General features: G+C 74.8%; 16 protein-coding genes and 1 pseudogene. 6 read left to right on the forward strand and 11 right to left on the reverse strand.

Annotated features, from left to right (window positions below; genetic code table 11):
* Positions 1–32: 32 nt before the first annotated feature.
* Positions 33–272 (forward strand): amphi-Trp domain-containing protein, encoded by a 240-nt coding sequence (locus QSK52_RS08045; protein ID WP_285735199.1) that lies wholly within the window; start codon positions 33–35, stop codon positions 270–272.
* Between the two features lie 22 nt (positions 273–294).
* On the opposite strand, the gene moaA is transcribed toward QSK52_RS08045, so the two are convergent.
* From moaA to QSK52_RS08065, 4 genes are all read right to left on the reverse strand, one after another.
* Positions 295–1,284: a GTP 3',8-cyclase MoaA gene (moaA, locus tag QSK52_RS08050; RefSeq protein ID WP_285735201.1), complete on the reverse strand. Its 990-nt coding sequence runs from the start codon at positions 1,282–1,284 to the stop codon at positions 295–297.
* A 136-nt stretch (positions 1,285–1,420) separates the two neighbouring features.
* A complete protein-coding gene (locus tag QSK52_RS08055; protein ID WP_285735203.1) occupies positions 1,421–3,028 on the reverse strand; it encodes a solute symporter family protein in 1,608 nt (535 codons plus the stop codon).
* Entirely contained in the window at positions 3,025–3,402 is a 378-nt protein-coding gene (locus QSK52_RS08060; protein WP_285735205.1) for a DUF485 domain-containing protein, read from the reverse strand. The genes QSK52_RS08055 and QSK52_RS08060 overlap by 4 nt, the downstream gene beginning before the upstream one ends.
* Positions 3,403–3,614: 212 nt before the next feature.
* Positions 3,615–4,658, reverse strand: coding sequence for a zinc-dependent alcohol dehydrogenase family protein (locus tag QSK52_RS08065; RefSeq protein ID WP_285735208.1), 1,044 nt, complete (start codon positions 4,656–4,658; stop codon positions 3,615–3,617).
* Positions 4,659–4,811: 153 nt separating this feature from the next.
* Here QSK52_RS08065 and QSK52_RS08070 point away from each other — a divergent pair, with 153 nt between their 5' ends.
* Both QSK52_RS08070 and QSK52_RS08075 read left to right on the forward strand, forming a co-directional pair.
* On the forward strand, positions 4,812–5,798 hold the full coding sequence (locus QSK52_RS08070) for a DEDDh family exonuclease (protein WP_285735210.1): 987 nt from the start codon (positions 4,812–4,814) through the stop codon (positions 5,796–5,798).
* A 31-nt stretch (positions 5,799–5,829) separates the two neighbouring features.
* Positions 5,830–6,624 (forward strand): SURF1 family cytochrome oxidase biogenesis protein, encoded by a 795-nt coding sequence (locus QSK52_RS08075; RefSeq protein WP_285735212.1) that lies wholly within the window; start codon positions 5,830–5,832, stop codon positions 6,622–6,624.
* On the opposite strand, the gene QSK52_RS08080 is transcribed toward QSK52_RS08075, so the two are convergent.
* A complete protein-coding gene (locus QSK52_RS08080) occupies positions 6,614–8,908 on the reverse strand; it encodes a SpoIIE family protein phosphatase (protein WP_285735215.1) in 2,295 nt (764 codons plus the stop codon). The genes QSK52_RS08075 and QSK52_RS08080 overlap by 11 nt on opposite strands.
* 181 nt (positions 8,909–9,089) lie before the next feature.
* On the opposite strand from QSK52_RS08080, the pseudogene QSK52_RS08085 reads away from it, so the two are divergent.
* From QSK52_RS08085 to QSK52_RS08095, 3 genes and pseudogenes are all read left to right on the forward strand, one after another.
* Positions 9,090–9,515, forward strand: a pseudogene (locus QSK52_RS08085) (carbohydrate binding domain-containing protein); the annotation flags it as partial.
* Between the two features lie 48 nt (positions 9,516–9,563).
* Positions 9,564–10,568 (forward strand): right-handed parallel beta-helix repeat-containing protein, encoded by a 1,005-nt coding sequence (locus QSK52_RS08090; RefSeq protein ID WP_285735452.1) that lies wholly within the window; start codon positions 9,564–9,566, stop codon positions 10,566–10,568.
* 42 nt (positions 10,569–10,610) lie between these two features.
* A complete protein-coding gene (locus tag QSK52_RS08095; protein ID WP_285735217.1) occupies positions 10,611–11,366 on the forward strand; it encodes an SDR family oxidoreductase in 756 nt (251 codons plus the stop codon).
* A gap of 60 nt (positions 11,367–11,426) precedes the next feature.
* Here the strand turns inward: QSK52_RS08095 and QSK52_RS08100 are convergent, their stop codons facing one another.
* From QSK52_RS08100 to QSK52_RS08125, 6 genes are all read right to left on the reverse strand, one after another.
* Positions 11,427–12,062 (reverse strand): alkaline shock response membrane anchor protein AmaP, encoded by a 636-nt coding sequence (locus QSK52_RS08100; RefSeq protein WP_285735220.1) that lies wholly within the window; start codon positions 12,060–12,062, stop codon positions 11,427–11,429.
* Positions 12,059–12,631 (reverse strand): DUF6286 domain-containing protein, encoded by a 573-nt coding sequence (locus tag QSK52_RS08105; RefSeq protein WP_285735222.1) that lies wholly within the window; start codon positions 12,629–12,631, stop codon positions 12,059–12,061. Before QSK52_RS08105 ends, QSK52_RS08100 begins: the two co-directional genes overlap by 4 nt.
* Before the next feature lie 68 nt (positions 12,632–12,699).
* Positions 12,700–13,032, reverse strand: a complete 333-nt coding sequence (locus QSK52_RS08110; protein ID WP_285735223.1) for a hypothetical protein — start codon at positions 13,030–13,032, stop codon at positions 12,700–12,702.
* Entirely contained in the window at positions 13,032–13,223 is a 192-nt protein-coding gene (locus tag QSK52_RS08115; RefSeq protein WP_285735225.1) for a hypothetical protein, read from the reverse strand. The genes QSK52_RS08110 and QSK52_RS08115 overlap by 1 nt, the downstream gene beginning before the upstream one ends.
* A 49-nt stretch (positions 13,224–13,272) precedes the next feature.
* Positions 13,273–13,755, reverse strand: coding sequence for an Asp23/Gls24 family envelope stress response protein (locus tag QSK52_RS08120; RefSeq protein ID WP_285735227.1), 483 nt, complete (start codon positions 13,753–13,755; stop codon positions 13,273–13,275).
* Positions 13,756–13,898: 143 nt separating this feature from the next.
* Entirely contained in the window at positions 13,899–14,699 is an 801-nt protein-coding gene (locus QSK52_RS08125; RefSeq protein ID WP_285735229.1) for an enoyl-CoA hydratase/isomerase family protein, read from the reverse strand.
* Between the last annotated feature and the right edge of the window lie 95 nt (positions 14,700–14,794).

Raw genomic sequence — 14,794 nt, forward strand, 5'->3', positions numbered from 1 at the left:
GTCCGGTGTCCCGACGGGCCAGGAGGGTTCCCGTGAAAGAACTCGAGTTCACGCAGAAGCGGACGCTGTCGCGGACCGAGGCCGCCGACCAGCTGGAGGCGCTGGCGGCCGCGCTCAGGCGCGGCGGTCAGGCCGAGCTGGAGCTCGGCCCCGGTCGGCTGACCGTGCGCATCCCCGACGAGCTGCGCACCGAGATCGAGGTCGAGCTGGACGGCGACGAGATCGAGCTGGAGATCGAGATGTCCTGGCGCACCGGGCAGCCGGAGGACTGAGCTCGGGCGGGAGCGGCCCCGCTCAGCCGCCGATCGCCGACATCGGCCGCTCCGGCTGGTGGAACTCCGGCTGGTCGATGCCCGCGCCCGCCTTCTTGCCCCACATCGCGGCCCGCCACAGCTCGGCCAGTTCGGCGTCGCTCGCGCCGCTGCGCAGCGCGCCCCGCAGGTCGGTCTCGCCGGTCGCGAACAGGCAGTTGCGGACCTGCCCGTCGGCGGTGAGCCGGGTGCGGTCGCAGGCGCGGCAGAACGGCCGGGTCACGGAGGCGATGACGCCGACCGTCGCGGGGCCGCCGTCGACGAGCCAGCGCTCGGCGGGGGCGGCGCCGCGGACGGAGGACGGCTCGGGGGTCAACTCGTAGCGGGTGCTGAGGAGTTCGAGGATCTCCTCGGCGGTGACCATCTGCGTCCGGTCCCAGCCGTGCTGGGCGTCCAGCGGCATCTGCTCGATGAAGCGCAGCTGGTAGCGGTGCTCGATCGCCCAGGCCAGCAGGTCGGCGGCCTCGTGGTCGTTGACGCCGCGCATCAGGACGGCGTTGAGCTTGACCGGCCGCAGCCCGGCGGCCTCGGCGGCGGCGAGGCCGTCCAGCACGTCCTGGTGGCGGCGGCGCCGGGTGAGCCGGGCGAAGGTGTCGGGGTCGAGGGTGTCGAGCGAGACGTTGACCCGGTCGACCCCGGCGTCGCGCAGCGCGGGGGCGATCCGGGCCAGTCCGATGCCGTTGGTGGTGAGCGAGATCTCCGGCCGGGGGGCGAGCGCGGCGCAGGCCGCGACGATCGCCACCAGCCCGGGCCGCAGCAGCGGTTCGCCGCCGGTGAAGCGGACCTCGCGCACGCCCAGCGTGCCGACGGCGAGGCCGACCAGGCGGACGACCTCCTCGTCGGTCAGCAGCTCCGGCTTGCCGAGCCAGCTCAGGCCCTCTTCGGGCATGCAGTAGGTGCAGCGCAGGTTGCACCGGTCGGTGAGCGAGACCCGCAGGTCGACCGCCTGCCGGCCGTAGGTGTCGAGGAGCATCCCGGCGCCCGCCTTCCTGGAAAAAGCCCGCTGGCCCGGCCACCGTGCGGCGGCCGGGCCAGCTTAACGCCGCGCCCGGACACCTCCCGGGAGCGGACCGTTCCGCGGGCGCCCGCGCGGGCGCCGCGCGGCCGCCTCAGTGGGCGCCGAGGCCGGTGAGCGAACGGACCTCCAGTTCGGCGTACTTCGCCGGGTCGGCCTTCTCCTTGGAGAGGTAGGTGCCGATCACGCCGGCCAGGAAGCCGACCGGGATGGAGATCAGCCCGGGGTTCTCCAGCGGGAACCAGTCGAAGGAGCCGCTGGGGATCAGCGCCTTGGCGTTGCCGGAGACCACCGGGGAGATGACCACCAGGCCGACGGAGGTGATCAGGCCCGCGTAGGTGGAGGCGACCGCGCCGGTGGTGTTGAACCGCTTCCAGAACAGCGAGTAGAGCAGGGTGGGCAGGTTGGCGGAGGCGGCGACCGCGAAGGCCAGGGCGACCAGGGCGGCGGCGTTCAGCTTGTCGGCGAAGATCGACAGCAGGATGGCGATCGCGCCGATCGCGACGGCGGCGAACTTGGCGCTGGCGACCTCCTCCTTCTCGGTGGCCCTGCCGCGCCGGATGACGTTGGCGTAGAGGTCGTGGGCGAAGGAGGACGAGGAGGCCAGGGTGAGTCCGGCGACCACGGCCAGGATGGTGGCGAAGGCGACCGCGGAGATCACCGCGAGCAGCACCGCGCCGCCGGTGGTCCCGGCGCCGCCGCCGAGGTGCTCGGCGAGCAGCGGGGCGGCGGTGTTGCCGGACTTGTCGGCGGCGAGCGTCTTGCGGCCGACCAGGGCGGCGGCGCCGAAGCCGAGGGCGAGGGTCATCAGGTAGAAGACGCCGATGATGCCGATCGACCAGAGCACCGACTTCCGGGCGGTGCGCGCGGTGGGGACGGTGTAGAAGCGCACCAGGATGTGCGGCAGGGCGGCGGTGCCGAGGACCAGCGCGATGCCGAGGCTGAGGAAGTTGAGCTTGGTGGTGCCGTTGGTGCCGTACTTGAGGCCGGGCTGCAGGAACTTGTCGCCGCTGCCGCTGGCCTTGGCGGCGGAGCCGAGCAGTTCGGACAGGTTGAAGTGGAACTTGGCGAGCACCAGGACGGTCATCAGCCCGGCGCCGAGGATCAGCAGCACGGCCTTGATGATCTGCACCCAGGTGGTGCCCTTCATGCCGCCGATGACGACGTACAGCACCATCAGCGCGCCGACCGCGACGATCACCCAGCGCTTGGCGGCGTCGCCCTGGGCGCCGAGCAGCAGGGCGACCAGGGAGCCCGCGCCGACCATCTGGGCCAGCAGGTAGAAGATCGACACCACGATGGTGGAGATGCCCGCGGCGGTGCGGACGGGGCGCTGGCGCATCCGGAAGGCCAGCACGTCGGCCATGGTGTAGCGGCCGGAGTTGCGCAGCGGTTCGGCGACCAGCAGCAGGGCGACCAGCCAGGCGACCAGGAAGCCGATGGAGTAGAGGAAGCCGTCGTAGCCGGAGAGCGCGATGGCGCCGGTGATGCCGAGGAAGGACGCGGCGGACATGTAGTCGCCGGAGATCGCCAGGCCGTTCTGGAAGCCGGTGAAGCCGCGGCCGCCCGCGTAGAAGTCGGAGGCGTCCCGGGTGCTGCGGCCGGCCCAGAGGGTGATGCCGAGGGTGGCGAGGACGAACACCCCGAACAGCGACATGATCAGGGTGCGGTGGTCGCCCGCGGAGGTGGCCAGCTGGATCATTCGGCGGCCTCCTCGGCCACGGCGGTGTGGTCGACGGGCTGGGCGGGCAGCGTGGCGTCGGCGCGGCCGCGGATGACGGCGGCGCGCGGGTCCAGTTGCCGGTCGGCGAACCTGGCGTACCAGGCGGCGATGGCGAAGGTGCTGACGAACTGCAGGATGCCGAGCACCAGCGCGAGGTTGATGTTGCCGACGACCTTGGTGCTCATGAAGCCGGGCGCGTAGCAGCTGAGCAGGACGTACAGCAGGTACCAGAGGACGAATCCGGCCGTGACCGGGAATGCGAAGTTCCGGAAGGAGCTCCTGAGTTGCCGGAACTCCGGTGACTCCTCGATACGTTGGAACGATTCGGGGGCTGTCTCGGGCGGGGGTGCCACGCGGGGACTCCTGACGTCTTCGGTGCGACGGACGATCAGATGGACGTGAGTGACGTCACATTGAGTGCGCTGCATGCTAGATCCAGGAACGGACCCCGAGAAGCTTCCCCACGCGATGTGGCCGAAAACTGACCGGAACACGCCACCGGGGCGGCCGCTTCGCGGCCACCCCGGTGTGATTTTCATTCAATTACCGCTGTCCGGTGGGCGGTTCAGAACGCGATCCGCACCTTCAGCGCCGTGCGCTCGTCCATCGCCCGGTAGCCCTCGGGCACCCCGTCCAGGCCCACCGTGCGGTCGAACACCGCGCCCGGGTCGATCGCGCCGGAGAGCACGTCCGGCAGCAGCTCGGGGATGTACGCCCGGGCCGGGGCGACGCCGCCGCGCAGCTGCACGTTCCGGTTGAACATCTGGCCGATGTCCACGCCCGCGCTGCCGCCGTGCGGCACGCCGACGTAGCCGACCGCGCCGCCGTCCCGGGCGATCGAGATCGCGGTGCGCATCGACTCCTCGGTGCCGACCGCCTCCAGCACGGCGTGCGCGCCCTGCCCGCCGGTCAGCTCGCGCACCGCCTCGACCGCCGCCTCGCCGCGCTCGGCCACCACGTCGGTGGCGCCGAAGGAGCGGGCGATCGCGGTGCGGCCCTCGTGGCGGCCCAGCGCGATGATCCGGCCCGCGCCGAGCCGGTGCGCGGCCAGCACGCCGCACAGCCCGACCGCGCCGTCGCCGACCACCGCGACCGTCGCGCCGGGCCGCACGCCCGCCGAGACCGCCGCGTGGTGCCCGGTGGCCATCACGTCGGACAGCGCCAGCAGCCCGGGCAGCAGCTTCTCGTCCCCGGCCGCCTCCTTGGGCAGCTGCACCAGCGTCCCGTCCGCGAACGGCACCCGGACGGCCTCGCCCTGGCCGCCGTCCGAGCCCGGGGTGCCCCAGAACCCGCCGTGCGGGCAGGAGGTCTGCAGGCCCTCGCGGCAGTACTCGCACACGCCGTCCGACCAGACGAACGGGGCCACCACCAGGTCGCCGACCGCGAAGCCGCGCACCTCGGCGCCGACCTCCTCGACGAAGCCCAGGAACTCGTGCCCGATCCGCTGCCCGGCCTGGCGCTTGGCCACGCCCCGGTACGCCCACAGGTCGCTGCCGCAGATGCAGGCGTTCAGCACCCGCACGACCGCGTCGGTGGGCCGCTCGATCCGCGGGTCCGGCACCTCCTCGATCCGGATGTCCTGGGGGCCGTGGATCACGGTGGCGCGCATGAGGGAAGTCCTTCGGTGTACGGGTCCCGCGGGTGTCTGCACCCGGGCTTCCCACTGTAAGCCGCCGTTCACGCCCGCTATTCCTGGCGGAGCGGGGCGGGGCGGGGCGGAGCAGTCCGGGGCCGCCCGCCGTTCCCCGTACAGTGGTGCGTTATGTACGCGCCATTCCCGAACCCGCCGTTCCCGGCACCGCGCACCGGCCCCGGCGGGGGCGACGGGCGCGGCTTCGCGGTGGTCGACGTGGAGACCACCGGTCTCGGCCGCTCCGACCGGGTGATCTCGGCGGGCGTCTACCAGCTCGACCCCGACGGCGAGATCACCGACCACTGGTACACCCTGGTCAACCCCGAACGGGACCCGGGACCGGTCTGGATCCACGGCCTGACCAGCGAGACCCTGGCGGGCGCGCCGACCTTCCCGGAGATCGCCGCCGAGTTCGCCGAGCGGCTGCGCGACCGGGTGCTGGTCGCCCACAACGCGCTGTTCGACTGGAACATGATCTCCCGCGAGTTCTCCCGGGCGGGCCTGCGCGCCCCGGTCGAGCAGCGGCTGTGCACCATGGTGCTGGCCCGCGACCTGCGGCTGCCGCTGCCCAACGGCAAGCTCTCCTCGCTGGCCGCGCACTTCGGCGTCCACCAGCGGCAGGCCCACCACGCGCTGGACGACGCCCGGGTGCTGGCCGAGGTGTTCCGCCCCTCGCTGGAGCTGGCCCGCAGCGGCGGCGTCCCGCTGCCGCTGACCGCCTGCGTGGCCGTCACCGACCTCGGCGAGGAGGCCGCCGCGCCCGCGGGCCCGGCCCGCGGCTCCTGGAGCTCCTCCTACCGCCCCAGCCGCAAGCGCCCGGCCTGCCCGTACCCGAACCCGGGCCGCTGGACGGACGGCTCGCCGCTGGTGCAGGGCATGCGGGTGGCGATCACCGGCGACACCGCCACCGACCGCGAGCTGCTGGAGGACCGGGCCACCGAGGCCGGGCTGCACATCGCCTCCTCGGTGAGCCGGCTCACCAGCCTGCTGGTCACCAACGAGCCGGGCTCCTGGAGCGGCAAGGCCCGCAAGGCCCGCGAGTACGGCACCCCGGTGGTCGGCGAGGACGCGTTCCTGCAGCTGCTGCGCGAGGTCGCGCCGCACCCCGGTGCCTGACGCGGCGGTAAGGAGGGTTAGCGTGCCGGGTGTGTACCGATTCCTGCTGTCCGTGCGCTGGGCGGTCATCGTCCTGGTGGCCGCGGTGCTGGTCCCCACCATGATCAAGCTGGGCTTCTGGCAGTACCACCGGCACGAGGCCCGGGTCGCCCGCAACGACCTGGTGGCGCGGAACCTGGGCAGCACCCCGGTCGCCTTCGACTCGCTCTCCTCCCCCGGCTGGTCCGTCCCGACCGGCGAGGTGTGGCGCACCGTGACCGCCACCGGACGCTACGACACCGCGCACGAGGTGGTGATCCGCGGCCGCACCGAGCCCGGCGGCTCCACCATCGGCTACTTCGTGGTCACCCCGCTGGTGCTCGCCGACGGCCGGGGCTCGGTGCTGGTCAACCGCGGTTGGGTGGAGTCCGCCGCGGACGCCGCCAGCATCCCGGACGTCCCCGCCCCGCCGTCCGGCGAGGTCACCGTGACCGGGCGGCTGCGCGCCGACGAGACGTACGCCTCGCTGGGCGTGAAGAACCGCGGCGGGCTGCCGGAGCGGATGTTCAAGGTGATCAACACCTCCGAGCAGGCCGCGTACGCGGGCACCACCGTGCTCGGCGGCTACCTGGAGCTGGCCTCCTCGCAGCCCGCCGCGGGCCCCTCCCCCGAGCTGCTCGCCGAGCCCGGACACTCCGACATCGGCCCGCACATGGCGTACGCCGTCCAGTGGTGGCTGTTCACCGGGCTGATCCCGGTCGGCCTGGTGGTGCTGGCCCGCCGCGAGGCCAGGCAGAACGCGGCGGCCCCGGCGGGGTCCGCTCAGCTGGTGGGCGCTACCAGCTGAGCGGCGGGGGTTCGAGCGGCTGCTCGGCCCAGATGGTCTTGCCGCCCCGGGTGTAGCGGCTGCCCCACCGCTCGGTCAGCTGGGCGACCAGGTACAGGCCGCGGCCGCCCTCGTCGGTGAGCCGGGCCCGGCGCATCCGCGGCTGGGTGGCGCTCGGGTCGGAGACCTCGCAGGTCAGCACCGAGGAGCGGATCAGCCGCACCACCACCGGTCCGCCCGCGTACCGGATCGCGTTGGTGACCAGCTCGCTGAGCACCAGCTCGGTGGTGAACACCAGCGCCTCCAGCCCCCACTCCTCGAGCGTCCGGGTGGCGGCCTCGCGGACCCCGGCGACGGCGGACGGGTCGGCGTCGATGGTCCACACCGCGGTGTCGGCGGCCGGGACGGGGGACAGCCGGGCCAGCAGCAGCGTGACGTCGTCGCTGAGCCCGGCGGTGGACATCTCCGCGACGATCGCCCGCCCGGCCGCGGCCAGGTCGCCGCCGAGGTCGGCCTCGCCGAGCCGGGCGGCCAGCTGGGCCATGCCCTCGTCCAGGTCGCCGCCGCTGCCGCCGCCCTCGATCAGCCCGTCGGTGTACAGCGCCAGCACGCTGCCCGCGCGCAGCACGCACTCGGCCGCCTCGAACGGCAGGCCGCCGACGCCGAGCGGCGGGCCCGGGTTGACCGCCAGGTACTCGACCCGGCCGTCGGGGTGGACCAGGGCGGGCGGCGGGTGCCCGGCGCTGGCGGCCTGGCAGATCCCGGAGACCGGGTCGTAGACGGCGTACACGCAGGTCGCCCCGGAGGGGTCGGCGACGCCGCGTTCGCGCTCCTCCTCGCTGCCCTCGACGACCAGCTGGGAGACCAGGTCGTCCAGGTGCACCAGCAGTTCGTCGGGCTCCAGGTCGAGGTCGGCCAGGGTCCGCACGGCGGTGCGCAGCCGGCCCATGGTGGCGCTGGCCTGCAGTCCGTGCCCGACCACGTCCCCGGCGACCAGGGCGACCCGGGCGCCGGAGAGCGGGATGACGTCGAACCAGTCGCCGCCGACCCCGGTCGCGGTGTCGGTGGGCCGGTAGACGCTGGCGGTGGTGGCGGCGGGCACCACGGTCTCGGCGGGCGGCAGCAGCGAGCGCTGCAGGCCGACGGCGGCCCGGTGCTCGCGGGTGTAGCGCCGGGCGTTGTCCAGGGCGAGCGCGGCCCGGGCGGCGATCTCCCGCAGCAGTTCGAGGTCCTCGGCCTCGTACGGGCCCTCCTGGGCGCGGCGGCGCACGGTGACCCGGCCGAGCGGGCCGCCGCGGGCGTGCAGCGGGGCGCTCATCGACAGCGGCCCGGCGACGGCGGGGCCGTCGAGGCGTTCGTCGCCGAGCGGGCCGAGCGGGCGGGCGTCGGGGCCGGGCGGGCCCGCGGTGGCGGTGCGGCGGACGGCCAGTCGCCCGTCGGCGCCGGGCACCGGGTCGTCGCCGGTGAAGACCGCCTCGGCGATGTCCACCTCGGCGCGGCCGCCGAGGCCGGGCACCAGGACCCCGGCCAGGTCCTCGGCGGTGCCGACCACCGAGAGCGAGCCGCCGACGGCGGCGGTGGCCCGGTGCAGCACGTCGGCGCGCCGCCGGTAGCGGTGCAGCTCGGTGACGTCGCCGAACAGCGCGGTCACCCCGATCAGCGTCCCGTCGGGGGCCTGCAGCCGGAACGCCTGCACCTCCATGACCACGGCCGGGCCGGGGTCGTCCAGGGTGCGGATCGGCAGTTCGGCCCGCACCACCGGCTCCCCGCTGGCCAGCACGCCGCGCAGCACCGCCTCGGCGGCCGCGGCGTCCTCCGGCTGCAGGAAGTCGCCGAGCCGGTGCCCGGCCAGGTGCGCGGGCAGGCCGGTGTACGGGAGCAGGTGGGTGTTGGTGCGCAGCAGCCGCAGGTCGGTGTCGAAGAAGGCCAGGCCGAGCCGGTCCTGCAGGAACAGCTCCCGGGTGAACGCCTCGTCCTGGCGCCGCCGGGCGACGGTGTCGGCGGGGGTGGCCAGCACCAGGGCGCGGACCTCGCCGTGCTCGCCGGCCAGCGGCAGCACCTGGTAGGCGACCTCCAGCGCGGTGCCGTCGCCGGTGCGCAGCCGGACCTCGCCGGTCCGCCTGCCGAGGGCCCGGGCGTCGCCCGTGCCGTCGGCCAGCAGGTCGGCGGCGGGACGGCCGGTGACCTGGGCGGCGGACAGGCCGAGCAACTGCTCGGCGGCGGAGGTCCAGCCCACGACGCGTCCGTCGCCGTCGACCAGGGCCGCCGCGACGCCGTCGATGTTCGGCAACCGCCGACTGTCCATGCGCTGCACCTCGGGTGGGTGGTCCGGTTCCCCCATCTTCGGACGGTTCCCGGCGTCGCGCCATTGACACCCGGTCGGAAGTCCTGCCCGCGCACACCCATTGACTCCCCCCATTGGTCTAGTCCACATTGGCCGTGCACCCGCCCCGAACCGCTCTTCCCCCCACACCGGAGCGACCGTCATGACACACCGCCCCCACCGCGGCGCCGCCGCGGCCGGCGCCCTCGCCCTGGGCTCGGCCGTCCTCGCGCTGCTGCCCGCCCAGGCCGGCGCGGCCACCGAACTCCTCGTCAACGGCGGCTTCGAGTCCGCCTCGCTCTCCCCCTGGACGTGCACCGGCACCGCCGCCACCACCACCTCCGCCCCGCACTCCGGCACCGCCGCGCTGACCGCCTCCCCCGGCTCCGCGGACCTCGCCCCGTGCACCCAGGGCGTCACCGTCCAGCCGAACACCGGCTACACCCTGACCGCCTGGGTGAAGGGCCCGTACGTCACCCTCGCGGCCTCCGGCACCGGCGTGTCCACCTCCACCTGGGCGAACGCCCCCGGCTGGACGCAGCTCACCCGCACCTTCACCACCGGCCCGAACACCACCCGGGTCACCGTCGCGCTGAGCGGCTGGTACGGCAGCCCCTACCAGGCCGACGACGTCTCGCTGACCGCCACCGGCGCCGCCCCGACCTCGCCCCCGCCCGCCTCGGCCTCCCCCACGCCCTCCGCGCCGGTCAGCACCCCCGGCCAGAACGACGCCACCCTCTCCCCGCCCCCGGCGGACACCGTCCGGGTCTCCACCGCCAAGGAGCTCCAGGCCGCCCTGAGCGCCGCCGTCCCCGGCCGCACCATCCAGCTCGCCGACGGCACCTACACCGGCAACTTCAAGATCACCACGGCGGGCACCGCCGCCGCCCGGATCACCCTGACCGGCTCCCCGAACGCCGTCCTCACCACCTCCACCGGCGGCGGCTACGGCCTCTCGCTGGCCGGCGCCCCGTACTGGACCGTCCGGGGCGTCACCGTCACCAACGCCCAGAAGGGCATCGTGGTCGACGCCTCGGACCACGTGGTGCTCGACGGGGTGACGGTCCACCACACCACCATGGAGGGCGTGCACTTCCGCAACTCCTCCAGCTACGGCGTGCTGCGCAACTCCACGGTGCACGACACCGGCACCGCCCACGACGGCAAGGGCGAGGGCGTGTACGTCGGCACCGCCAACACGCTCACCGACCACAGCGACCACGTGCAGATCCTGAACAACACCATCGGCCCGAACATCGGCGGCGAGAACGTCGACCTCAAGGAGGGCACCACGGGCGGCCTGGTCTCCGGCAACCGCTTCGACGGCAACGGCCTGACGAACGTCAACTACGACGACTCCTGGGTCGACGTGAAGGGCAACGGCTACGTCATCGAGAACAACACCGGCGTGCACACCCTGAACGACGGCTACCAGACCCACACCCAGCAGCCCGGCTGGGGCTGCGGCACCGTCTTCCGCGGCAACACCTCCGACCTGACCGGCGCCACCGGCACCGCCCCCGCCAAGTACGCGATCGACGTCACCAACTACGACGCCACCGCCTGCCCCGTCACCGTCACCGCCGACAACACCGCCACCGGCCCCGCCGCCCTCACCAACCCCGGCGTCCCGGTGGGCTGACCCTCCGTCCGGGATCCGCGCCGACCGGCGAGAATGGTCGGCATGGATCTCGGACTCAAGGACAAGGTGTACGTGGTCACCGGCGCGACCCGGGGACTCGGCCACGCCACCGCGCAGCAACTGGTCGCCGAAGGCGCCAAGGTGGTCGTCACCGGCCGCACCGAGGCAGCGGCCACCGCCGCCGCGGACGCCCTGGGCGGGGACGCCCACGGCGTCGGCGCGGACAACGCCGACCCGGCCACCCCGCAGCGCCTGGTCGACGCCGCCCGCAGCCGCTTCGGCGGCTTCGACGGCATCCTGATCAGCGTCGGCGGGCCCAGCGCGGGCCCGGTCGCCACCGCCACCGACGAGGCCTGGCGCACCGCGTTCGACTCCGTCTTCCTCGGCGCCCTCCGCCTGGCCCGCACCGCCGCCGAGCACCTCCCCGCCGGGGGCGTCATCGCCTTCGTGCTCTCCACCTCGGTCCGCCAGCCCATCCCCGGCCTCGGCATCTCCAACGGCCTGCGCCCGGGCCTCGCCATGGCCGCCAAGACCCTCGCCGACGAACTCGGCCCCCGCGGCATCCGCGTCCTCGGCCTGCTCCCCGGCCGCATCGACACCGACCGCGTCCGCGAACTCGACGCCCTCGCCCCCGACCCGGCCACCGCCCGCGAGACGGCGGCCGCCGCCATCCCGCTGCGCCGCTACGGCACCCCCGAGGAGTTCGGCCGCACCGCCGCCTTCCTGCTCTCCCCCGCCGCCTCCTACCTCACCGGCCTGATGCTCCCCGTCGACGGCGGCGCCACCCGCGGCCTGTAGGCCCTGCGGGCGCAGCCGGGGGCGCGGGGAACTGCACGGCCGGTCGCGCCGTTCCCCGCGCTACCGGACCCGCGGGGCCTTCTTGCGGGACCGCTCCTTGCGGACCTTCGCACCGCGCAGGCGCAGCTGGGCGGGCAGCACGGCCAGGCCCAGGGAGCGGCGGGCGTGCTCGACCGGGCCGGCGCGGTAGGCGGTGACCAGGGCACCGGTGTCGGCGCCGGGGGCGAGCCGCACGGCGGTGCGCACCTCGGGGCGGCGGGCCGCGCCGGTGACCTTGACGGTGACCCGCTCGACGTCCGGGAGGGCGACCGTCTCGGCCTCGATCGCCTCCTCGACGGCCCGGCTGCGCACGTGCAGGGCGAAGTGCGGTTGGCCGGGCGCCGCGGGCGAGGGCAGGTCGACCCCGGCGGGGCCGCCGCGGCGCAGTTGGGAGAACAGCCACCACAGGCAGCCGACGACCACCAGCGCGGGGACGGCGATCGCCACCGGCCACCACCAGTCGCGGTCGCTCCAGCGGGTGCGGCTGGCCGCGCTGAGCACGGGCTGGTCGGGCGAGGTGAGCGGCCACCAGTCGGGCGGGGTGACGCCGAGGTGCCGGTAGGCGTCGAGCCCGCCGAGCAGCACCAGCGCCCCGCCGGCCAGCAGACCGAGTCCGACCAGGCCCAGGACGGTGCGGTTGACGGCGCGTCGACTCATCGGGGCGGCTCCAGCTCGGCGAGTTCCCGGCGGTGGTGGCGTTCGTGCACCGCCCTGGTGCGGACGTCCAGGCGGTGCGGGGCGGCCAGCGGGACGCGGGCCAGCTCGGCCCGCAGCTCGCGCTCCGCGCCGGCCGGGTCGGTGGTGCCGGTCAGGGTGACCCGGGTGCGCCGACGGCCGACCTTCACCTGCCAGGAGTGCACGTCGGGGCGCTGCTGGGCGCGCCGGGCGATCAGCGCGGCGACGGCCCTGCGGTGGATCGCCGCCCCGCGCGGCTCCAGCGCGAGCCAGCCGCGCAGGCCGCGGGCGAACGCCAGCCACAGCAGGAGCAGGCCGAGCACGACCGCGCCGCCCGCGATGCCGAGCACCCACGGGTCGTCCAGGTGCCGGGTGGCGAGCTGCTGCGACAGCTCCCGCCGCCACGGCCTGGCCTGCCCGCCCGCCCGCACCGCCACCACGTCGTACAGCAGCGTTCCGGCCGCCACCAGCAGCACCGCCACCACCAGCGCGGTCGGCACCGCCCGCTCGGAGCGCAGCCACCGCCCGGCCCGTCGCCGCCTGCCGTCCACCTCGCTCGGCCCGCTCCCGTGCGCCGGCCCCGGTACGGGCTCCGCCGCGGGCCCGGGCTGCGACCCGGTCATCCGGCGGCCGCCGGGTGCAGGCGGTCCACGACCACGTCCGCCCCGGTCACCGGCGTGCCGGTGAGTTCGGTGACGGTGCGGCAGGCCGCGTCGCGCGCCGTGCGGGCGAGGGTGCCGACGTCGGACGGGAACGGCAGTTCCAGGTGCAGCGTCAGCCGGACCCGGCCGTGCGAGAGCAGCGCCGAGACCTTCGGGTACGGGCCCGACCCCGGCCGGCCCTGCCAGGCCGGGGCGAGCGCGTCGGCGGCGGCGCGTGCCGCGATCCGCCGGTACACCCGGTCCGCGACCCGCTCGCCGCCGCGCTGCGCGACCACCCCCGGCCCGGCCATCAGCGCCGCCGGTCCCGGCCGCGCAGCAGGTCGCCGAGGTCACCGAGTTCGATGTCCCCCTCGATCAGCCGCCCGACCACGAAGCCGACCGCCCCGAGCGCCGCCACCAGCAGGAACGCACCGAACCCGCCGAAGTAGCCGGCGAAGCCCAGGGCCATGCCCGTGAGCAAGCCCATCAACGCCAGGTTCATCCACTGCTCCTTCGCGATCCTGCTGCTCGGCACTCCGGACGGTCACGACTCACTGCACGCGGGGGCGCTTGCCGGAGGACTGGGAGTCCTCCTCCTCGTCCTCGTCGGGGTCGTCGGGCAGGTGGACGTCGTTCACGGAGATGTTCACCTCGACCACCTCCAGGCCGGTCATCCGCTCGACCGCCTCGATGATGTTCGCCCGCACCTCGGAGGCCAGCCGGGGGATCACCACCCCGTACTCGACCACCAGCGCGATGTCGATGGCGGCCTGCTTCTCGCCGACCTCCGCCTTGATCCCGCGTCCGACACCGGACTTCGAACTCGAACCCGGCACCCGGTCCCGCATCGCCCCGAAGGTCCGGGAGAAGCCCGAACCCAGGGCGTGGATGCCCGAGACCTCCCGGGCGGCCATGCCGGCGATCTTCTCCACCACGCCGACGGCGAGGGAGGTGCTGCCGCGCTCACCGGGCGGCCGCTTCTCCGGCGCGTCCTTCTGCAGGTCGGCGGGGGTGGGGGTGTGGGGCTGCGTCATCTCGGGTCTCCTGACGTTCGACACCAGCTATATCGCAAATCACCCCAACCCTGACATTGCGCCACGCGAGCCGCACCACAAGTGCGTACAGACAGGTGGGGGCGCACCCCGATCGGGTGCGCCCCCTGGCCCGGCTCCCGCCGTCAGCGGCCCGCGAGGTCGCGGAGGCGGCGCGCCTGCGCCTCGCGCTCCGCGGCGCGCTGCTGGTCGTAGGTGCGGTCGATGGCGCCGCGGAGCAGGGCCTTGGTCTCGATGACGGCGCCGCGGGGGGCGGCGAGGAGGGCGGCGGCCAGGTCGGCGGCGGCGGCGGGCAGGTCGGTCGCGGGGACGGCGAGGTTGGCCAGGCCGGTGGCGACGGCCTCCTCGGCGCCGACCCGGCGGCCGGTGGCGCAGATCTCCAGGGCGCGGGCGTAGCCGACGAGTTCGGTGAGGGGCTTGGTGCCGGCGAGGTCGGGGACCAGGCCGAGGGAGGTCTCCTTCATGGCGAACTGGACGTCCTCGGCGACGATCCGCAGGTCGCAGGCGAGGGCGAGCTGGAAGCCCGCGCCGACCGCGTGGCCCTGGACGGCGGCGATGCTGACCAGGTCGTTGCGGCGCCACCAGGTGAAGGCCTCCTGGTAGAAGGCGATGGTGGCGTCGAGCTCGGCGTCGGCGGAGGCGGCGAGCTGCAGGAAGCCGGTCTCGCCGGGGATGCCCTCGGGGGTGAACATGGCGCGGTCGAGGCCGGCCGAGAAGGAGCTGCCCTCGCCGCGGAGCAGGACGACCCGGACGCTGCCGGGCAGGGCGCGGCCGACCGCGGCGAGGGCGCGCCACATCGCGGGGGTCTGGGCGTTGCGGCGGGCCGGGTCACAGAGGGTGACGGTGGCGAGTTCGCCGTCGAGGTCGAGGCGGACGCCCGCCTTCTCCCACTCGGTGCGGTCGGCGTCGGGGATCTCGGTGGTCATGGCGGGCTACCTTCCAGCGGCGGGGCGGGGCGCCCGCCGACCCCGACGGGCTACTGGAGGGTAACAAAGGCTCCGGCGCGCGTACAGGCACCTTC

This window comes from Kitasatospora phosalacinea, from assembly GCF_030268885.1.
GTDB lineage: Bacteria > Actinomycetota > Actinomycetes > Streptomycetales > Streptomycetaceae > Kitasatospora > Kitasatospora phosalacinea_C.